Annotated in this window: 22 protein-coding genes; 11 read left to right on the plus strand and 11 right to left on the minus strand. The window is 64.5% G+C overall.

Going from position 1 to position 18,125, the window contains the following annotated elements; all coding sequences use genetic code 11:
* Positions 1–44: 44 nt before the first annotated feature.
* From ACZ41T_RS15025 to ACZ41T_RS15070, 10 genes are all read right to left on the minus strand, one after another.
* The gene (locus tag ACZ41T_RS15025) at positions 45–371 is read right to left on the minus strand and encodes a hypothetical protein (protein ID WP_464922162.1); all 327 of its coding nucleotides are present in this window, start codon (positions 369–371) and stop codon (positions 45–47) included.
* A gap of 96 nt (positions 372–467) precedes the next feature.
* Positions 468–1,859 (minus strand): 4Fe-4S binding protein, encoded by a 1,392-nt coding sequence (locus tag ACZ41T_RS15030; protein WP_464922163.1) that lies wholly within the window; start codon positions 1,857–1,859, stop codon positions 468–470.
* On the minus strand, positions 1,856–2,686 hold the full coding sequence (locus ACZ41T_RS15035; RefSeq protein ID WP_464922164.1) for an FTR1 family iron permease: 831 nt from the start codon (positions 2,684–2,686) through the stop codon (positions 1,856–1,858). The genes ACZ41T_RS15030 and ACZ41T_RS15035 overlap by 4 nt, the downstream gene beginning before the upstream one ends.
* Positions 2,687–2,791: 105 nt before the next feature.
* A complete protein-coding gene (locus ACZ41T_RS15040) occupies positions 2,792–3,115 on the minus strand; it encodes a cupredoxin domain-containing protein (protein WP_464922165.1) in 324 nt (107 codons plus the stop codon).
* 10 nt (positions 3,116–3,125) lie between these two features.
* On the minus strand, positions 3,126–4,580 hold the full coding sequence (locus tag ACZ41T_RS15045; RefSeq protein ID WP_464922166.1) for a carbohydrate porin: 1,455 nt from the start codon (positions 4,578–4,580) through the stop codon (positions 3,126–3,128).
* Positions 4,580–5,134 carry an iron transporter gene (locus tag ACZ41T_RS15050; RefSeq protein WP_464922167.1) on the minus strand — a complete coding sequence of 185 codons (555 nt, stop codon included), beginning with the start codon at positions 5,132–5,134 and terminating at the stop codon, positions 4,580–4,582. Before ACZ41T_RS15050 ends, ACZ41T_RS15045 begins: the two co-directional genes overlap by 1 nt.
* A 159-nt stretch (positions 5,135–5,293) precedes the next feature.
* Entirely contained in the window at positions 5,294–5,476 is a 183-nt protein-coding gene (gene hemP / locus ACZ41T_RS15055; RefSeq protein WP_464922168.1) for a hemin uptake protein HemP, read from the minus strand.
* Between the two features lie 256 nt (positions 5,477–5,732).
* Positions 5,733–6,137: a hypothetical protein gene (locus ACZ41T_RS15060; RefSeq protein WP_464922169.1), complete on the minus strand. Its 405-nt coding sequence runs from the start codon at positions 6,135–6,137 to the stop codon at positions 5,733–5,735.
* A 166-nt stretch (positions 6,138–6,303) separates the two neighbouring features.
* A complete protein-coding gene (locus ACZ41T_RS15065) occupies positions 6,304–7,050 on the minus strand; it encodes a DUF4197 domain-containing protein (protein WP_464922170.1) in 747 nt (248 codons plus the stop codon).
* A gap of 152 nt (positions 7,051–7,202) precedes the next feature.
* Positions 7,203–8,600 carry a PhoH family protein gene (locus ACZ41T_RS15070; protein WP_464922171.1) on the minus strand — a complete coding sequence of 466 codons (1,398 nt, stop codon included), beginning with the start codon at positions 8,598–8,600 and terminating at the stop codon, positions 7,203–7,205.
* A gap of 158 nt (positions 8,601–8,758) precedes the next feature.
* Between ACZ41T_RS15070 and ACZ41T_RS15075 the strand changes: the two genes are divergently transcribed.
* The 11 genes from ACZ41T_RS15075 (at position 8,759) to ACZ41T_RS15125 (ending at position 16,886) form a co-directional block, all read left to right on the plus strand.
* The gene (locus ACZ41T_RS15075) at positions 8,759–9,139 is read left to right on the plus strand and encodes an HIRAN domain-containing protein (RefSeq protein WP_464922172.1); all 381 of its coding nucleotides are present in this window, start codon (positions 8,759–8,761) and stop codon (positions 9,137–9,139) included.
* Positions 9,140–9,150: 11 nt separating this feature from the next.
* On the plus strand, positions 9,151–10,239 hold the full coding sequence (locus ACZ41T_RS15080) for a PQQ-dependent sugar dehydrogenase (RefSeq protein WP_464922173.1): 1,089 nt from the start codon (positions 9,151–9,153) through the stop codon (positions 10,237–10,239).
* Between the two features lie 10 nt (positions 10,240–10,249).
* Positions 10,250–10,939, plus strand: coding sequence for a tRNA (adenosine(37)-N6)-threonylcarbamoyltransferase complex dimerization subunit type 1 TsaB (gene tsaB, locus ACZ41T_RS15085; protein WP_464922174.1), 690 nt, complete (start codon positions 10,250–10,252; stop codon positions 10,937–10,939).
* Positions 10,936–11,415 (plus strand): ribosomal protein S18-alanine N-acetyltransferase, encoded by a 480-nt coding sequence (gene rimI, locus ACZ41T_RS15090; protein WP_464922175.1) that lies wholly within the window; start codon positions 10,936–10,938, stop codon positions 11,413–11,415. Before tsaB ends, rimI begins: the two co-directional genes overlap by 4 nt.
* 1 nt (position 11,416) lies before the next feature.
* Complete coding sequence (locus ACZ41T_RS15095; protein WP_464922176.1) at positions 11,417–12,061, plus strand: uracil-DNA glycosylase; 645 nt, start codon at positions 11,417–11,419, stop codon at positions 12,059–12,061.
* Positions 12,062–12,175: 114 nt separating this feature from the next.
* Positions 12,176–13,228 (plus strand): class I SAM-dependent methyltransferase, encoded by a 1,053-nt coding sequence (locus ACZ41T_RS15100; protein WP_464922177.1) that lies wholly within the window; start codon positions 12,176–12,178, stop codon positions 13,226–13,228.
* 33 nt (positions 13,229–13,261) lie between these two features.
* Positions 13,262–13,885 carry a LemA family protein gene (locus ACZ41T_RS15105; protein ID WP_464922178.1) on the plus strand — a complete coding sequence of 208 codons (624 nt, stop codon included), beginning with the start codon at positions 13,262–13,264 and terminating at the stop codon, positions 13,883–13,885.
* A gap of 7 nt (positions 13,886–13,892) precedes the next feature.
* Positions 13,893–14,723: a TPM domain-containing protein gene (locus tag ACZ41T_RS15110; protein WP_464922179.1), complete on the plus strand. Its 831-nt coding sequence runs from the start codon at positions 13,893–13,895 to the stop codon at positions 14,721–14,723.
* A gap of 326 nt (positions 14,724–15,049) precedes the next feature.
* Positions 15,050–15,520, plus strand: coding sequence for a TPM domain-containing protein (locus ACZ41T_RS15115; RefSeq protein WP_464922180.1), 471 nt, complete (start codon positions 15,050–15,052; stop codon positions 15,518–15,520).
* A 1-nt stretch (position 15,521) separates the two neighbouring features.
* Positions 15,522–15,929, plus strand: coding sequence for an NfeD family protein (locus ACZ41T_RS15120; RefSeq protein ID WP_464922181.1), 408 nt, complete (start codon positions 15,522–15,524; stop codon positions 15,927–15,929).
* Positions 15,930–15,971: 42 nt separating this feature from the next.
* Positions 15,972–16,886, plus strand: coding sequence for an SPFH domain-containing protein (locus tag ACZ41T_RS15125; protein WP_464922182.1), 915 nt, complete (start codon positions 15,972–15,974; stop codon positions 16,884–16,886).
* Here the strand turns inward: ACZ41T_RS15125 and lplT are convergent.
* Entirely contained in the window at positions 16,883–18,100 is a 1,218-nt protein-coding gene (gene lplT, locus ACZ41T_RS15130; RefSeq protein WP_464922183.1) for a lysophospholipid transporter LplT, read from the minus strand. The two genes, ACZ41T_RS15125 and lplT, sit on opposite strands and share 4 nt — an antisense overlap.
* Between the last annotated feature and the right edge of the window lie 25 nt (positions 18,101–18,125).

Consider the following 18,125-nt stretch of genomic DNA (forward strand, 5'->3'; position numbering starts at 1 on the left):
CTCTCAATAGGTCGTCGTCAGGTAATCGGGTTTGCCATGGCCGGTCAGAGACTGCTCAATGGCCTCCCCCCAGAGGTCATGGATTCTGCAAGTTTAGCGCCGTTTCCGTCGTAAATTTCCGCGATATCAAACAATCCGCCGACAATGATGTTTGCAGCAGCTTCGGCACGGCCAACCGCGTCCTCCCCCCCCCCCAGATTGATCGCATGGTGGCGGTGGAGCAAACGGCCCGATTCCTCCATGGCCAGGGAGACGATGCTCTCTTCTGCATTTTCTCTGGCGACATACCACGCAATAGGACCGCTGATGGAGGCGAGCAGCGCACTGACGCCGGCAATGAGAATGGCTGTGCGCTTTCTAAAGGGGTTCACGGGAAAAATCCGATCCGAATAAAATCACTTATATATTGTAGAAATGTATGTATTTGTGCCCCAATGTGTCGGCGAACGGTACACGGGACATGTTGTTCACCAGACGAAAAATTGCTGGTACCAGGCCCACAGGGGCAGGGCGGCGGCCAGGGCGACGCCGACCGGCGCGGCCCAGCGCCGCCGGCCGACCCGTGCCAGGCGCCAGGCCAGGCTGGCAGACCAGAGGCCGGTCAGGGCCAGCAGCGTGAGCCGGGCCGGGGCGGCCCAGGCCAGCACGATGCCCTCGCCGAACAACTGGCCGGTGGTGAGCAGGGACAGCCCGACGAAGACGCTGACCCCGGCGAAGGGGATCAGGGTCATGGCCAGGCGGGTCCAGTGTGTTCCCGCAAAGGCGGCGGTTAACCGCAGGCAGAGCCAGATCCAGCCGCCTGCGACCAGGGCGGTGGCGCCGATATAGGCCAGCAACAGGCCGCCATCCAGCCAGGTGAAGGCATCGTTCAATTCCGGGTAGTGGGTGAACAGCCACCACTGGCCGGGGGTGTCCAGTGCCCACCAAACCTCTTGCTCGATCAGCCATTCGGCCGCCACCTGCTTGGCGGCGATAAACCAGGGGCTGGCGCTCCACTGGAACGCACCGAGGGCGACGCCCAGCATGCCGAAGGCGAGCAGGCGCGCGGACCAGCGATCCTGCGGCTCGACCTTCGGGCCGGCATCAGGCAGACGCAGAATTTCCCATTCCGGGGAACGCAATGCCAATTGCACCGCGCCGCGCTTCCCGGCGCAACGGCCGCACATGTGGCAGGCGGAGGCGGACTGCATGCGACGGATATCGATCAGTGGCGCGCAGTTTACCGGCGCCCCGGACTTGGAGGCGCCATCCCAGACAGCCCGGTCCACTGCGAAGTGCAGTGGGGCGATGCGGGCCAGCAGATTGAATACGCCGGAGACCGGACACAGGTGGCGGCACCACACCCGCTTGTTCTTGCCGTACAGCAGGCCAACGACGATTGCGGCCAGCGTCGAGCCGCCCAGGATCAGCAGGGCCGGCTTGGGATATTCGTAGACGCTGGTCATCTGGCCGAACAGCGTGGTCAGCACGAAGGCCAGGAACGGCCAGCCGGCCCACTTCAGCCAGCGCGGTACCGGGAGGCCGAGGCTGAATTTCGAACTCCATTCAGTCAGTGCCCCTTCCGGGCAGAACAGACCGCACCAGACCCGGCCCAGGGTCATCATCGACAGGATGACGAAGGGCCACCAGATGCCCCAGAACAGGAACTGGGCAAAGCGGGTGAGGTTGTCGAGGATGTGGTCGCTCTCGCCGGGCAGGGGCAGGAAGACGGGCCAGGCCACCACCACGACGTAGAACAGCACCACCGCCCATTGCAGGGCGAGGATGCTGCCGCGGTGCCGGCGCAACCAAAGGCCCAGCCGAGCCAGGCGCTCGCCTTTGCCGCCTGCCGGCCGGGAGGACGGGGCACAGGCGCTCATCGCAATTCTCCCGCCGGCCTTGCCCGCAACGCCAGGGCGAAGGCCAGCCCCCACCACAGCGCCAGCGCCAGGTAGCTGAGGCCGGCGGGCTGGGCGCGCCAGCCGGTGAAGGCGGCGATGAGGCCGCCGGCACGGCTGCTGTCATCCAGCAGGAAACCGGCATCCCACAGCGGATCGACCAGCGCCGGCAGCGCCTCCAGACCGATCAGCTTGTCGAGACCGTCCACCAGCAGGGCACCGCCCAGCAGCAGCAACAGAATTTCCGTTGCGCGGAAGAACAGCCGCCAGGAGAACCAGCGCGCGCCCCGCACCAGCCCGGCATAGGCCGCCAGCGCGAGCAGGAAACCGGCCACGCCGCCGGCAAGCAGATCGGCGCCGCTGTCGTTGGTGGCGGCGCCGTACAGGAAGATCACCGTCTCGGCGCCTTCGCGGCCCACCGCGAGGGCGGCCAGCAGCGCCATGCCGGCCCAGTGGGCGCGTTCGGCGGCGACGGACATGCCGGCCTCCAGTTCGCGCTTGAGGCCGGCGCCGTGACGGCGCATCCACACGACCATCTGGAAAATCAGCCCGGCGGCGACCAGCGGCATGAGTGCCTGGAACCACTCCAGGGTGGTGTCGTCGGCCCAGGCCTGGATGCCCAGCAGGGTGAGCGCCAGCAGCACGGCCAGCGCCAGCCCGGCGCCGACGCCGCCCCACAGCCAGCGCAGGGCGCGGCGGCGCTGGTCGGGCAGCAGTCCTGAGTGGGCGGTGAGCCAGCCGTGCAGGATACCGACGACCAGCATGGCCTCGATGGTCTCGCGCCAGACGATGAAGGCAGCATTACCCATGATTCGTTCTCCCTGAAACCAGGCGCCACAGGGTGCTCGGGGGGAACAAGGTCGGCCAGGCTGCGGTAGCGCCGGCGAGCTGGGATGGAGGCATGGCGGGTGTTTTCATTTCGCGACGATGCGGCCTTTGGATGTGTCTGGGTGGAATTCGTCGAAGAAGTCGTATTCGCCCGGTTTCAGCGGGGCGATGACCACGAAGGAGCGGGCGCCGGGGGCCAGCACCTTTTCCTTCCTGAGTTGCAGGCTTTCGAACTCGATCGGTTCGCGCCCCGCGTTCTCGATGACGATCTTGAAACGCACTCCGGCGGGAACCGCCAGGGTGGCAGGCGTCAATCGCCCGCTTTTCGCCATCACCGTATAAGTGGGCAGATCGGCGTGGGATGCACCGGCATACAGGGCGGCGACGAGGAGGAAGGCACGGAGCTTCATGGCGCCGCCTTCAGAACGACAGGGCGGCGCGCAGGCCGGCCACGTTGCTGTTGCCGTTGGCCTTGTCGGCGGCGGCATGGCGGATGAACTGCAGGTCCGGCGTCAACATCAGGCTGGGGGTGGCCTGCCAGTTGTAGTAGAGCTCGACGGTCTGTTCGGCGCCGGCCGGGTCGGCCAGCGTCGCACGGTAGGCGTCGCTGACGGCAAGATGCGCCACCGCAACACCCAGGCTGTCGGCGGCCCGATTCCAGTAGCTGCCGGAAAAACTGGCGCCCAGCGTGACGGCCCGGTCGTACATGGGGGCGCCTTTCAGGGAATAGCCGTAGCGGCCCCACAGGATGATGCCGTCGCCGACCCGTTGATCTGCCGAGACGCCCAGGCCGGACTGCTTCTCGAGGCTGCCGTCGTGCACCGTGCCCTGGCCGGTGTGCCAGCCGTAAAGGCGGAAGTGGCCGTCGCGGCCGCCGAACAGCTTGTGGGTGCGCTCGAGCTGCAGGATGTGCAACGGTTTCTCGAAGCTGTCGACGAAGGCGGCGCCCCCGCCGGTGGCGAACAGACCGTAGGACACGCCCCAGGTGAGGGGGGCGTTGGTCTCGTTGACATAGGCCAGACGCATTCCCGGGGTGAAGCCGTAACTGTCGAACACCGCGCCACCACCCGCATCCAGCAGGGGATTGTGGACGAAGTTGAGGTTCAGGTATTGGGTGGTTTCGTTGTTAGAGGCGTCGTTGCCATCGAAGAAGCCGTAGGGATCCATTTTGCCGAAGGTGGCTTCCAGGTGTTCCCGGGAGGCACCCTTGAAACCGCCGAGGGGCAGCGGCACATTGAGCTGGTACCAGGCCTGGGCCAGCACGGCATGGACATTGGAGGGGTCGGAATGGGTCGCATCGAAGGCGGTGGCGTTGACCGGCGAGCCGCCGGCCTGTTCCACGCCGTCGCCCTGGCCCATGCGCAGGTGGAAAAAGAACTGGCCTTTGGCGTTGCCTACCTCGCCGCCTGGCATGCCAACTTCGACGTCGCCGCGCCAGGACAATTGGGACGGGTCGCTTGTGGCTGCCGGGTCGAGCTTACTGGCATGCTGGGCCACCAGGGTGAGGGCGCCGCCGGCGCTGATACCTTCCACCGCCTCGGCCAGGCGTCCCGCCGGCCCGAGCCGGCCCATGTCCGCCTCCATTGCCTTCAGGCGGGTGGCCAGCTCCGGCTCATCCTGGGAAAGACGCTCGCTGGCGAAGGAAGCTTCCAGCTTGAGATTGTCACTTTCCATCTGCTGCACCCGTGTTTCCAGGGCGGCGGCGGACGGGGCGGCGAGCTGCCGTTCCAGTTCGGCATTGCGCACCTCCAGACGGTCGAGGCGATCCTGCATCTGCTGCAGAGTCTGGGCCAGTTCGACGGGCAATCCGGCCGCATCGACGCTCGCGCTGCCGGCCAGCGCCATGGCCAGGACGACGGGTTTCAGGGCGCGCATCAATAGCCTCCCCGTTTGCCGATACCGGCGAAGCTGAAGTCCCATTCCACGGCGAACCGCTTGAACCAGGGCCGCACGCCGGTGAGCCGGTCGGTGTGGCGATGGAAGTGGTGGCCGGCGTGGTTGCCTTCGTCGTTGGGTGGCAGCACGGTGAACTTGACGCGGTACTTGCCGGGCCCCATCAGCTTGACGTTGTCGCCATAGTGCGGACCGTCGCTGGCCACCATGGGCAGGAAATCGCCCTTGATGCAGTCGCCGCCCTGCTTGCAGACCTCGTACTTGACCAGCAGGTAGGGGATCCAGTCGCCCTCGGCGAAGCCGTTTGGGTTGCTGCCCAGAGCGCGGATGTCGGCCTCCAGGTGCACGTCCGTCTGGCTGGCGGGCAGCATCTGATGGCCCATCACGGATTCCATCTCCACCGGCTGCAGGTAGACACCGGCGATTTCCATGCCGCTGCGCTGCTGCGGGGTGCCGATGGGGTATTCCGCTGCCAGGGCGGCGCTGGACAGGCTGGCGGCAAGGACCAGGGCGGCGAGGGGGCGAACGATAGCCATGAACTTCTCCTTTTCAGTTAGAGCCAATGAAAAAATGTATTGGCTGGCTACCGGGGCGGAGAGCCCGTTGGCTGGCTAAGACCGTCCATCCAGTCTTCTTGGGTTCAGGTGGCTTGCTGGCGCTTTGTGCGTTGGCGGGCGGGTGATGCGGTGGCAGATTTATTTGGTGAGAATCAGTTTGCCGTTCTTGGTGATGCGCAGGCGATAGTGCTCGCCTTTGTGGCTGATCAGGATTTCCTGATTGCCCTGGAATAAATAGTCTGTCGGGATGACGTCCGGCCGAAAAGTTCGCGTGCCAGGCTCAGCCGGGGAATGGGTGGATAAAGGTGTTTGCGTGTGCATGGATTGGGCGTCTGGTTTGGCTGGACCGGGTTTCATTCGTGCTGTTCTCGTTTGGTGAATGATAATCATTCGTATTAATGTGTCAAGCGGTGGCGGTAAATATTTACAAAAATAGGCGGATGGAGTCCACCGGAACAGCGGGCATGGCGGATCGCCAGTGGGGCGACTGGACGCTTACGAAGGAAGATATCCAGGTTGGCATCGATGGCAACCGGGTTTCGATCAGCGCCTGAACCAGGAAGTGGGAATCGTCTATTTAACGCGGCGCCTGCCAGCAGTTGTTGTTGATCTGCCAGGTCATAGAGAGTTGCTCGCTGGCGGGGTACAGCACGTATTTGACGCCCATGCGGTCGACACCTTTACGCCAGAACATGGCCAGCAGGTTCTTTTCGCCGCTGGCGATGACGCTGGTATGGGGGATGACCTTAAGCGGATTGCCGTAAAGGTTGGAATAATTCGAGGCGACGATGACAAAGTGGCGGAAGGCCGGTTCGATTTCCTGGTCGAACGCCACCAGCTTGTCGTTGCAGAAGGGGAACGGGAAGCGGCCGCCGCCGGGGCTGTCTGGCAGGTCGTAGACAAACAGGCCGTCGTTGCCGACGGGCAGGGCCTTGTCGAAATCCCAGGTTTTGAGCGTCCGCTCGACCTCGGCGCGACTCATGCCATTCTTGAATTCGCCGATTTTCCACGCCAGGGCGGGCCAAGCAGCAGCCCCGCAAGCAGGTCAAGCATTTTTTTTCACAGTTATGGCGATCCCGAATGCGGGGCGCGAACCCGTCTGAAGCATGGCCCTGCGTGCCACATGGCGTGCGGCGGTCTCGTCCACATTACTTGCCGCTGATGGCGCCGAAGACCTTTTTCAGCAAGTCGCTGCCGGTCTGCATGGGGTTGGCGCGGATGGCCGTCTCTTGTTCCCCGATCAGGGTATAGAGCCGGTCGAGTGCCTGCTGGGTGACGTACTGCTCGACGCTGGCCTGCTTGCTGTCGATCAGGTTGAACTGCGCGGCCGTGCCGGCGTACTGGTTGTACTGCTGCGCCAGTCCGACCTTGTCGGTGCTGGCCTTGACGATGGGGCCGAAGCGCTCGGTGAGCCGGGCCTCGGTTTTCCTGCGGAAGAAGTCGGTGGCCGAGGTCTGCCCGCCGCTCAGGATGCCTCGGGCATCGTCCAGCGTCATCTCCTTCACCGCGTCGACCAGCAGGGTTTTGGCTTCGGGCACCGCCGCCTCGGCGGCGCGGTTCATCGACAGCACCAGCTCGTCGGCCTGCTTGCCCATGCCGAGCATGCGCAGGGCCTTTTCGGCTTTTTGCAGGCTGGGCGGCAGCGGGATTTTCAACGCGGGGTTACCGAAAAAGCCGTCCTTCTGACCGAGCTGGGCGACGGCGGCATCCGCCCCGCGGGTGAGCGCCTCCTTCAGCCCGGCGTTGATGTCGGCGGTGGAGAGCGCGTCGACCCCGCTGGCCGTTGGCTGACTGGCGGGTTTGCCCAGAACGCCCTTCAGCATTTCGTTCCAGTCGATCGCGTGGGCGGGCAGGGCCAAGGTAAAGCCGGCGGCCAGGATCATCCATCGCTTCATGGTGCATCTCCTCAAGTGGTTCCTGAAACTGCAGTGCTCCCACCCTTAATCAACAAACCATTAATTTCCTGTCGTTCTCCGTGCCTCTGTGTCCCAAGGGATACCGTCTCTGCGGGACATATCTCTGTGGTGGGGGTTTCAGGGTGATTGGACTACAGCACTTCTGCAGCATAGTCGGCCAGGCGCGAACGTTCGCCCCGCTGCAGGGTGACGTGGCCGTTGTGCGGCCAGCCCTTGAAGTGGTCGACCACGTAGGTGAGGCCGGAGCTGCCTTCGGTGAGGTAGGGCGTGTCGATTTGCGCGATGTTGCCCAGGCACACCACCTTGGTACCCGGTCCGGCACGCGTGATCAGCGTCTTCATTTGCTTGGGCGTGAGGTTCTGCGCTTCATCGATAATTAGAAACTTATTGAGAAAGGTGCGCCCGCGCATGAAATTCAGCGACTTGACCTTGATCCGGGAACGGACCAGATCCTGCGTCGCCGCGCGCCCCCAGTCGCCGCCGTCGTCCTCGCTTTTGTTCAGCACGTCGAGGTTGTCTTCCAGCGCACCCATCCACGGCGTCATTTTTTCTTCCTCGGTGCCTGGCAGAAAGCCGATGTCCTCGCCGACCGGAACGGTGACGCGGGTCATGATGATTTCGCTGTAGAGCTTTTTGTCGAGCACCTGCGCCAGTGCGGCGGCCAGTGTCAGCAAGGTCTTGCCGGTGCCGGCCTGGCCGAGCAGGGTGACGAAATCGATCTCGGGATCCATCAGTACGTTAAGCGCAAAGTTCTGCTCGCGGTTGCGCGCGACGATGCCCCAGACGTTGTTCCGGGTGTGGCTGAAGTCACGCACCGTGACCATTTCTGCCAGCTTGCCCTCGACTTTGAGCACCTTGGCATAGAGCGGGTTGGGGCCTTCCTGGAAGACGAACTCATTCGGCAGGAAACTGGAAACCAGCGGTCCCTTGATGCGGTAATAGGTGTGGCCGTTGGCCTGCCACGATTCCATACCCTTGCCGTGGCTGTCCCAGAAATCGGCGGGCAGTTCGCGCAGACCGGTATACAGCAGGTCGGTGTCTTCCAGCACCTTGTCGTTGAAGTAGTCCTCGGCCGGCAGCCCCAGCGTGCGCGCCTTGATCCGCATGTTGATGTCTTTCGACACCAGGATGACCTGACGCTTGGGGTGGTGGCGCGCCAGGAACAGCACCACGCCGAGAATCTGGTTGTCTACCTTGGAAGTCGGCAGGGAGAGCGGGATGTCGCCGGTGATCGCCTGGGTCTGCAGGAACAGCTTGCCCGTGGCGGAATTGTGGCTGTGCGACGCCAGCGGCACGCCTTCCTCGATGGTGTCGAGCTTGCTGACCATCTCGTCGAGAAAGCGGCTGGCCTGGCGGGCGTTGCGCGAGACCTCGGTCATGCCCTTCTTGTGTTGATCGAGCTCTTCCAGGGTGGCGATCGGCACGTAGATGTCGTGCTCCTCGAAGCGGAACAGGCTGGTGGGGTCGTGCATCAGCACGTTGGTGTCGAGTACGAACAGCTTGGTCTGGGCAGCGGCTTTTCTCGGCATGGCGTGGGATCGCGGAGGTTGGAATGCATTCATCCTACATCAAGCCGAAGCGGGCTTGTCGAGTCGTAAAAGTAAACCCGAAACCTGTCCGCCGGCGCGGATTGGGCAGCGGTTTTTTCAGTAGAATGTTGCGTTAACCCTGAAATTCGAGCCATCGTATGTCTCGTCGGCTGCTGTTGCTGTGTATGGTGTGGGTGTGGGCGCCGCCGCTGTGCGCCCAGGTCGCCGCGCACATCCTGCTGCAGGATTCGCCGCTGGCCGGGTTTCAGTACCACGCGGACAAGGCGCTGTGGTCGCGGATGCAGGTGGGCGATGCGCTCACCCTGGTTCGCGAGCCGGACAACCCCCACGATGCGAGGGCCGTGCGGGTGGAATGGCAGGGCCACAAGATCGGCTATGTGCCGCGCCGCGAGAATGCCGATGTGGCGCGCTTCATGGATGGCGGCCGGACACTGGAGGCACGCATCGTGCGGCTGGCCGAGGTGCGCGAGCCGTGGTTGCGGGTGCGTTTCGAGATCCTGATTCCCTTGCAGCCCTGAAGGAGGACGTTATGAAGCGACTGATCCTGCCCATCATGATGCTGTTTGCCTGGCTGGCGCCGGCGGCCGCGGATTCCCTGCCGCTTGCCAGCCTTAAATTGCCGCCCGGATTCGAGATCGAGCTGTTCGCGCGCGTGCCCAACGCGCGGCAGATGGCGCTCGGTAACAACACCCTGTTTGTCGGCAGCATGCGCGCCGGCAAAGTCTATGCGATTCCGCTCGGGGGCGCGCGCAAGCCGGTGGTCATTGCCGACGGACTCAATATGCCGGTGGGCGTGGCGTTCCGCGACGGCGACCTCTACGTGTCGGCGGTGAGCCGCATCCTGCGGCTTGCCGGCATCGAGGCGCGCCTGGACAAGCCGCCACGGCCCGAGGCGGTCAGCAGCGCCTATCCGGGCGATCCCCATCACGGCTGGAAATTCATCGCGTTCGGCCCCGACGGCAGGTTGTATGTGCCGGTGGGCGCACCGTGCAACATCTGCGAACCCGACCCGGATCGTTACGCCAATATCACCGCGCTCGATGTGGCGAGCGGCAAGATCGAGGTGGTCGCGCGCGGCGTGCGCAACACGGTCGGCTTCGACTGGCAGCCGCAGAGCGGCGAGCTGTGGTTCACCGACAACGGCCGCGACTGGCTGGGCGACGACGCACCGCCAGACGAGCTCAATCGCGTCGGCCGGCCCGGCCAGCACTTCGGCTACCCGTATTGCCACGGCGGGAGGTTCGTCGATCCCGAGTTCGGCCGCGCCCGCCGTTGCGACGAATTCGAGCCGCCGGTGCAGAACCTGGGCGCGCACGTGGCGAGCCTGGGCATGCGCTTCTATACCGGCACCCAGTTCCCCGAGCACTACCGCAATGCGGTCTTCATTGCCGAGCACGGCTCGTGGAACCGCAGCAGCAAAACCGGCTACCGGGTCAGCGTGGTGCGCCTGCAGGATGGCCGCGCGGTCAGCTACGAACCCTTCGTCAGCGGCTGGCTGCAGGGCGACTCTGCCTGGGGCCGTCCCGCCGATGTGCTGGTGATGCCCGACGGCAGTCTGCTGGTGTCGGACGACCATGCCGGCGCGATTTACCGCGTCACCTACCGCGGTAGCCGGTAAAATTACACGCATGGAACTGCTTGTCCTCGATACCTCAACCGAATGGTGCTCGGTCGCGCTGTGGCTGGACGGCCAGATCCAGGCGCGCCGCGTGCTGGCCGGGCAGCGGCACAGCAGCCTGCTGCTGCCGATGGTGGACGAACTGCTGCGCGAGTCGGACCTCGGCCTGCGCCAGCTCGACGGCATCGGCTACGGCGCCGGCCCCGGCTCGTTCACCGGCCTGCGCATCGCCTGCGCGGTGACGCAAGGCCTGGCGTTCGGCGCCGACCTGCCGGTGGTGGGGGTCTCCACGCTGGAATCGATTGCCGAACAGGCGGGTGCGGAGCACGTACTGACCGTGCTCGATGCGCGCATGGCCGAGGTCTACTGGGCGGCGTATCGGCGGGATGCCAATGGCTGGTGTGCCGTGAGCGAGCCGCAGCTGGCGCTGCCCGAGTCGGTGACGGTGCCGGCCGGCGGCGAGTGGGTCGGCGCCGGCAACGGCTTTGCCGTCCTGGGCGAGGTGCTGCGCCCGCGCCTGGCGGCACAGCTCGCGCATATCGACGACACCCTGATGCCCGACGCCGCGGCGATGGCGCCGCTTGCCGTCCGGGCATTCGAACGTGGCGAAGGTGTGGATGCCGCGCTCGCCGCGCCGATTTACCTGCGCGACAAGGTGGCGCTGACGGTGGACGAACGCCGCCGGAAAAAGTCCGCATGAGTGCCCTGCCAGAGATTCCGGTCCACGAGGTCGCGCACCGCCTGCGCCCGATGACCGAGGCCGACCTGCCGCGCATCCACCGCATCGAACTGGCGAGTTACGAATACCCGTGGAGCCTGGGCAATTTCGCCGATTCGATGAGCGCCGGCTACAGCATGTGGGTGCGCGAAGCCGAGGGCGAGGTGATCGGCTATTACGCGATGATGGCGGCGGCGGGCGAAGCACATCTGCTCAACCTCACCATCGCGCCGATCTGGCAGCGCCACGGACTCGGACGCGATCTGCTCGACCACTGCCTGGCGCGCGCCCGCGATCACAAGACCGCAAGCCTGTTTCTCGAAGTGCGCACCTCCAATACGGCTGCCATTGCGCTGTATCGCAGCAGCGGTTTCGCCGAGCTGGCTGTGCGGCGCGGCTACTATCCCGCACGCGGCGGCCGCGAGGATGCGCTGATCATGAAGAAAGACCTGACCTGACATGCTGAGCCGCGACGACGTCTTCGGCGAACTCGGCATCGGCCCCGTCTGGCGCCTGCGCGAAACCCCCGCTTCGCCGCTTTCCGCTCCCCCCCACACCTGGGATACGCTCGCCGATGCCGTCGCCCATTGCACCGCCTGCAAGCTCTCTGCCACCCGCACCCAGGGTGTGCTCGGCGCGGGCGACCGCAACGCCGACTGGCTGATCGTCGGCGAGGCGCCGGGCGCCGAGGAAGACGCGCAGGGCGAGCCCTTCGTCGGCCCGGCCGGCAAGCTGCTCGATGCCATGCTGGCCTCGATCGACCTCGCACGCGGCGATAACGTCTACCTCACCAACGTGCTGAAATCGCATCCGCCCGGCAACCGCAATCCCGAGCCGGACGAAGTGGCCGCCTGCCGGCCTTATCTGCTGGCGCAGATCGAACTCATCCAGCCCAAGCTCATCCTCGCGCTGGGGCGTTTCGCCGCGCAAAGCCTGCTCGACACCGACGAAGCGATCGGAAGCCTGCGCGGTCGGGTGCACACGTTTCAGGGCGTGCCACTGGTGGCGAGCTATCACCCCGCCTACCTGCTGCGCAAGCCGACCGAAAAGGCCCGCGCGTGGGAGGACCTGTGCCTGGCGCGGCGGACGATGAAACGCATGTAAAACCCTTCACCACAGAGGCACAGAGGCACAGAGAAAAAAATCAACTGCCCCGTCCTTGAAGATTCCCTCTGTGCCTCTGTGGTGAGATTTTTTGTATCCGGATAACTGAGCCCTATGAAACTCCTGCATTCCGCACTACGCTTTCGCGTCAATTATTTTTCCGACCTCGGCCGCCATCAGGTGGTGATCTGGATGTCGGGCGACACGCCGCCGGTTGACGCCCAGATGGATGTCGGGCCGAAGATCGAGCACGAGGTGCCGAACGAGGCGTTCCGCAGCGACATCGCGCCGCTGAAACTGGGACGCTTCTATCCGTCGCTGCTGCTGCGCGCCGACGAAGCGCCCGGCCCGATGTTCCGTGTGACGAAGCTCGACGAATCCAGCTTCGTCGCCAACTTCAGCCACCCGCTGCAGGGCCGCATCTTCAGCATCGACAGCGGCAAGGCCGATGTTTCGACCGAGCCGGTCGGCAAGGTCACGCAGCTGCTGGAATGGAGCGGCATGGAAACGCAGATGCAGATGCCGACCGACTTCGAGGAGCCGGATTCGTTCAGCCGCGAGGATGAGTTCCCCGACACCGAGTTCTACTCGATTGCCAGAAAAGTCAGCCACGTCGACGCCGTTTGCGCGCGCCGCATCCAGGCGCTGTACCGCACCGTGCTGCCCGAGAACGCGCGGGTGCTCGACCTGATGGCGGGCTGGCGCTCGCATCTGCCCGATACGGTGCAGTCCGCCGTGGGACTGGGTCTGAACGCCGAGGAACTGGCCGACAATCCGCAACTCGCCGAGCGTATCGTGAAGGACATCAACGCCGACCCCACACTGCCGTTTGCCGATGCCAGCTTCGACGCGGTGGTGTGCACGGTGTCGTTCGAATACCTGACGCAGCCGCATCAGATCGTGGCGGAGGCGAAACGGGTGTTGAAGCCGGGCGGGATGTTGGTGGTGACGCTGTCGCACCGCTACTTCCCGCCCAAGGTGACCAAACTGTGGACCCAGTTGCACCCGATGGAGCGCATGGCCTGGGTCGGCACGCTGATCAAGCAGGCCGGCTTCAGGAAGGTGGAAACCTATGTCGAGCGCGGCCTCAAGCGCCCCAAAGACGACCGCTACGCCGACAGTCTCGCCGAATCCGACCCCCTGTTTGCCACCTGGGGCGTGGCGTAAACTAAGCTCATACAACACCCCCAGGAGGCTGACATGTTCAAGTGGCGCAATGTATCCCAATGGCTATTCGCAACATTCATGGTGTTGGCCCTTTCCGGCTGCGGCTACAACACGCTGCAGAGCACCGACGAGGACATCAAGGCCACCTGGGCCGAGGTGCTGAACCAGTATCAGCGCCGCGCCGACCTGGTGCCGAACCTGGTCAACGTAGTGAAAGGCTACGCGGCGCACGAGCAGGAGGTGTTCATCTCGGTGACCGAGGCGCGCGCCCGCGTCGGCGCGATTCAGGCAACGCCCGAGCTGGTCAACGACGAAGCCGCGTTCCAGAAATTCATCGCCGCGCAGGGCGAGCTGACCGGCGCGATTTCGCGCTTGTTGCTGGTGGCGGAAAACTACCCGCAGCTGAAGGCCGACGGCCTGTTCCGCGACCTGCAGGCGCAGCTCGAAGGCACCGAGAACCGCATCACCGTCGCGCGCAACCGCTACATCGCCGCGGTGAAAACCTATAACGTCACGGTGCGCGCTTTCCCGTCCAACCTCACCGCGATGCTGTTCGGCTACAAGACCAAGCCGAGCTTCACGGTGGAAAACGAGGCAGCCATCGCCGTGCCGCCGAAGGTCGATTTCGGTGCGCCCGCACCGGCAGTCGGCAACTGATCCCCGGATGAGCCGATCGGCCCGGACGTTCGCGGCCGGTTTCTTTCTGCTGCTGTGTGCGCTGTCCGCCTGGGCCCAGGTGGCGGTGCCCGAGCTGTCGCGCCGGGTCACCGACCTCACCGCCACGCTCGACGCCGCCCAGATCGCGGCGCTGGAAGGCAAGCTGGCTGCGTTCGAAGCACAACAGGGCAGCCAGATCGCCGTCCTCATCGTCCCCACCACCCAGCCCGAGGACATCGCGCAGTTCGGTATCCGCGTCGCCGAGCAGTGGAAAATCGGCCGCGCGAAAATCGACGACGGCGTGATCCTGATCGTCGCCAAAGACGACCGCATGCTGCGGCTGGAAGTCGGCTACGGGCTGGAGGGCGCGATCCCCGACGCCATCGCCAAGCGGGTGATCGCCGAAACCATTACCCCGTATTTCAAGGCGGGCGATTTCTATGGCGGCATCGACGCCGGCGTGCAGCAGCTGATGCGGGTGATCGAGGGCGAGCCGTTGCCGCCGCCCGGCGAGGCGGGCAGCAACGGCGACGATGGCGCCCTCGTTATGCTCATCGTTGGCGGTATGGTCGCCGGCTGGCTGCTCTCCCTGCTGATGAGCCGTCCGGTCGCGGGCGGGGTCGCCGCGCTCGGCAGCGGGGCAGTGGGGGCGATGCTGCTGGGATTCACCCCGCTGTTGCTGTTCATCGCCGTGTTCGTGTTCGCCGGGGTCGCCGGTGGAGGCCGCCACGGCGGCGGCTGGAGCAGCGGCGGCGGGGGTGGATTCGGCAGGGGAGGCGGTTCCTGGGGCGGCGGTGGAGGCGGATTCGGCGGCGGGGGCGCATCGGGCTCATGGTGAATACGATCCTAAAAACCACAGTTGACCGCTTGTTACCTTAAATGAGGCTCTCATGAATATTTGTCTTTTCCGCTTCGATACGATTCACCCATCAGGTAATGACGCTACGTACCCGCTGGCACGTTTGTGCGCGCGCCTGCCTTTGTACCCGCAAGGAGTAGGCCGGATTCGTAAAGCCGCTAAAGCGGCAACGACTCCGCTCTCGCGCCTCGTTGCAGGCACCGGCCTGCCGCCTCGTTGCTTCGCGGCAGACACACCCACAAACGCACCATCGGGCACGCCCAACTATGGTTCTTAGGATCAAACGTTTGGCGAGGCATTTTTTCATGCCGCCGTGGGCGTGGCGGCGCGCGTTTCCGCGGGCCACGCTCGATGCCATCGAGGCCGCGATACGGGTGAGCGAAACCCGCCACGGCGGCGAAATCCGCTTCGCCATCGAGAACAGCCTGCCCGGCACCCTGGCCTGGCGCGGCATGAGCAGCCGCGAACGCGCGATCGGGATGTTTTCCAACCTGCGCGTGTGGGATACCGAGCACAACAGCGGCGTGCTGATCTATCTGCTGCTGGCCGACCACGATATCGAAATCGTGGTCGACCGCGGCATCGCCGCGCGGGTGGACCAGGCAACCTGGGAGGCGGTGGCGCAAACGATGGAGGCCGCATTCAGGCAGGGAGAGTTCGAACACGGTGCGCTGGCGGGGATCGAGCAGATTGGTGCGCTGCTGGCAGCGCATTTTCCGCCGTCCGGGCATAATCCGGACGAGCTGGCGAATCGGCCCGTGATTGTGAGGAGATGAGATGCAGGCTTATGTAGCGTGGTGGATCCTGGCGGCGGTGCTGGTGGGCGTTGAACTCACCAGTGGGACGTTTTACCTGCTGCTGTACGGTCTCGCCGCAGCCGCCGCAGGCGTGGCCGCCTGGTTAGGCGCCGGCACGCTGGCGCAGCTGGTGACCGCAGGTGCGATCGCCGTGCTGGGCACCCTGGCCCTGCGCCGCTGGAAACGCAGTACCGGCCACCCGGAATCCACCGTGCAGGACATGGACATCGGCCAGAGCGTGCAGATCGAGTTCTGGCAGGATGATCGTGGCCAGGCCAAATACCGCGGCGCGCTGTGGGACGCCGAGGCCGAGTCGGCCGGCGTCGACACTATGCGTCCGCTGATCATTCGGGCAGTAAGAGGCAATACGCTGATTCTGGGCAACTGAAGCACGGGTCGCGGAACAGATAAACAAAGGGAGAAATAACAGATGGATATCGTTGCACTGGTCATCCTTGCCGTCATTGCTATCGTCGTCGCCAAGGGCGTGCGCGTGGTGCCGCAGCAGAACGCCTGGGTGGTCGAACGCCTCGGCAAGTTTCACGCGGTGCTCGTGCCGGGCCTCAACCTCGTGATTCCTTTCATCGACACTGTCGCCTACAAGCATTCGCTGAAGGAAATCCCGCTCGACGTGCCGAGCCAGGTCTGCATCACGCGCGACAACACCCAGCTGGCGGTCGACGGCATCCTGTACTTCCAGGTCACCGATCCGAAAATGGCATCCTACGGGTCGAGCGACTATATCGATGCGATTTCGCAGCTGGCGCAAACCACCCTGCGCTCGCTGATCGGCCGCATGGAAATGGACCGCACCTTCGAAGAGCGCGACGACATCAACCGCGGCGTGGTGCTGGCGCTGAACGAGGCTTCCACCAACTGGGGCGTCAAGGTGCTGCGCTACGAGATCAAGGACCTCACGCCGCCGAAGGAAATTCTTCACGCCATGCAGCGGCAGATCACCGCCGAGCGCGAAAAGCGCGCGCTGATTGCATCAAGCGAAGGCCGCATGCAGGAGCAGATCAATATCGCCACTGGCGCGCGCAATGCCGCCATTCAGGAATCCGAAGGCGAGATGCAGGCGGCGATCAACGTCGCCCAGGGCGAGGCCGAGGCGATCAAGGCCATCGCCGCCGCCAACGCCGAAGCCATTGCCCGTGTCGCACGTGCCGTTGAACTGCCCGGCGGCATGCATGCGGTGAATCTGAAAGTGGCGGAAAAATACGTCGATGCCTTCGCCGGTATCGCCAGGACCGGCAATACTCTCATCGTGCCATCCAACATGGCGGACATCAGCTCGCTGATTGCGGGGGCGATGAGTGTGGTGAAGTCGCAGAATGCGGGTTAATGCACGACATCATTGCGATGCCGTAGCCAGATGGCGCTCATCACGCTGCTGATAAACAGGCCGAATACCCAGATGATGGTGTGGATGTGCCAGTCGGCGCGTACCATCAGGGCGTAGGCGCCGGTCATCAGCAGGATGCTGATATTTTCGTTGAAATTCTGCTGCGCGATGGAGTGGCCGGCACCCATCAGCAAATGGCCGCGATGCTGCAGCAGGGCGTTCATCGGCACCACGAAATAGCCCACCAGCACCCCCGCCAGGGTTAGCAGCAACACGGCGGGCAACAGGCTTTCCACCCAGATCAGCGCAATCGGCACGAAGCCCAGCAGAATGCCGGCGGGCAGGACGCTGACGGCGCGCTGCAAGCTGACGAATTTGCCGGCCAGCACGGAACCGATGGCGATGCCGAACGCAGTGGCGGCGGTGAGCTGAGTCGCCTGGTCGAGTCCGTATTTCAGGTTGAGTGCGGCCCAGGCGATGATGAGCAGGCGCAGGGTGGCGCCGACGCCCCAGAACAGGGTGGTGACGGCGAGCGAAACCTGCCCGAGCGGGTCGCGCCACAACAGTTTGAAGCTGTGCCAGAAGTCATGCAGGATGAACAGCGGCAACCGGCTGGGGAGTTTGTGGTCGATCGGCAGGTGCGGGATGAACAGGTTGACGATGGCGGCGCCGAGATACAGGCTGGTGATGGCGGCGATGGCAAATTTTGGGGCGATCAGCCGGCTGTCCAGGCCGATGTTGACCAGAATGCCTTCGGCCAGCTGCGGGTTGATGAGCGCGCCGCCGACGATGGCGCCGAGCACGATGGCGGCAACGGTGGTGCCCTCCATCCAGCTGTTGGCGACGATGAGCTTTTCGGGCGGCAGCAGTTCGGTGAGGATGCCGTATTTGGCGGGTGAATACATGGCCGCGCCGACGCCGACAATGGCGTAGGCCAGCAACGGGTGCAGGCCGGCCAGCATGATGAGGCAGCCCGCGAATTTGATCGTGTTGGCGATCAGCATGACGCGGCCCTTGGGCAGGGCGTCGGCAAACGGCCCAACCAGCGGCGCCAGCAAAATGTAGGCAACGACGAAAACCGTCTGCAGCAGCGGTGAAAACCATTCCGGAGCCGAGAAGAACAGCAGCAGCCCGATGGCCGCGAAGAGCAAGGCGTTGTCAGCCAGCGCGGATAGGAACTGCGCCAGCAGGATGGTGTAAAACGCGCGGTTCACTTAGGGACGGCGGAGAGGGGTGTCG

The sequence above is a fragment of the Thiobacillus thiophilus genome, from assembly GCF_055378705.1.

Coding starts and splice junctions, on each gene's coding strand:
- ACZ41T_RS15030 (WP_464922163.1), bottom strand. CDS start 1,859: ATGAGCGCCTGTGCCCCGTCCTCCCGGCCGGCAGGCGGCAAAGGCGAG.
- ACZ41T_RS15035 (WP_464922164.1), bottom strand. CDS start 2,686: ATGGGTAATGCTGCCTTCATCGTCTGGCGCGAGACCATCGAGGCCATG.
- ACZ41T_RS15040 (WP_464922165.1), bottom strand. CDS start 3,115: ATGAAGCTCCGTGCCTTCCTCCTCGTCGCCGCCCTGTATGCCGGTGCA.
- ACZ41T_RS15045 (WP_464922166.1), bottom strand. CDS start 4,580: ATGCGCGCCCTGAAACCCGTCGTCCTGGCCATGGCGCTGGCCGGCAGC.
- ACZ41T_RS15050 (WP_464922167.1), bottom strand. CDS start 5,134: ATGGCTATCGTTCGCCCCCTCGCCGCCCTGGTCCTTGCCGCCAGCCTG.
- hemP (WP_464922168.1), bottom strand. CDS start 5,476: ATGCACACGCAAACACCTTTATCCACCCATTCCCCGGCTGAGCCTGGC.
- ACZ41T_RS15060 (WP_464922169.1), bottom strand. CDS start 6,137: ATGAGTCGCGCCGAGGTCGAGCGGACGCTCAAAACCTGGGATTTCGAC.
- ACZ41T_RS15065 (WP_464922170.1), bottom strand. CDS start 7,050: ATGAAGCGATGGATGATCCTGGCCGCCGGCTTTACCTTGGCCCTGCCC.
- ACZ41T_RS15070 (WP_464922171.1), bottom strand. CDS start 8,600: ATGCCGAGAAAAGCCGCTGCCCAGACCAAGCTGTTCGTACTCGACACC.
- ACZ41T_RS15075 (WP_464922172.1), top strand. CDS start 8,759: ATGTCTCGTCGGCTGCTGTTGCTGTGTATGGTGTGGGTGTGGGCGCCG.
- ACZ41T_RS15080 (WP_464922173.1), top strand. CDS start 9,151: ATGAAGCGACTGATCCTGCCCATCATGATGCTGTTTGCCTGGCTGGCG.
- tsaB (WP_464922174.1), top strand. CDS start 10,250: ATGGAACTGCTTGTCCTCGATACCTCAACCGAATGGTGCTCGGTCGCG.
- rimI (WP_464922175.1), top strand. CDS start 10,936: ATGAGTGCCCTGCCAGAGATTCCGGTCCACGAGGTCGCGCACCGCCTG.
- ACZ41T_RS15095 (WP_464922176.1), top strand. CDS start 11,417: ATGCTGAGCCGCGACGACGTCTTCGGCGAACTCGGCATCGGCCCCGTC.
- ACZ41T_RS15100 (WP_464922177.1), top strand. CDS start 12,176: ATGAAACTCCTGCATTCCGCACTACGCTTTCGCGTCAATTATTTTTCC.
- ACZ41T_RS15105 (WP_464922178.1), top strand. CDS start 13,262: ATGTTCAAGTGGCGCAATGTATCCCAATGGCTATTCGCAACATTCATG.
- ACZ41T_RS15110 (WP_464922179.1), top strand. CDS start 13,893: ATGAGCCGATCGGCCCGGACGTTCGCGGCCGGTTTCTTTCTGCTGCTG.
- ACZ41T_RS15115 (WP_464922180.1), top strand. CDS start 15,050: ATGCCGCCGTGGGCGTGGCGGCGCGCGTTTCCGCGGGCCACGCTCGAT.
- ACZ41T_RS15120 (WP_464922181.1), top strand. CDS start 15,522: ATGCAGGCTTATGTAGCGTGGTGGATCCTGGCGGCGGTGCTGGTGGGC.
- ACZ41T_RS15125 (WP_464922182.1), top strand. CDS start 15,972: ATGGATATCGTTGCACTGGTCATCCTTGCCGTCATTGCTATCGTCGTC.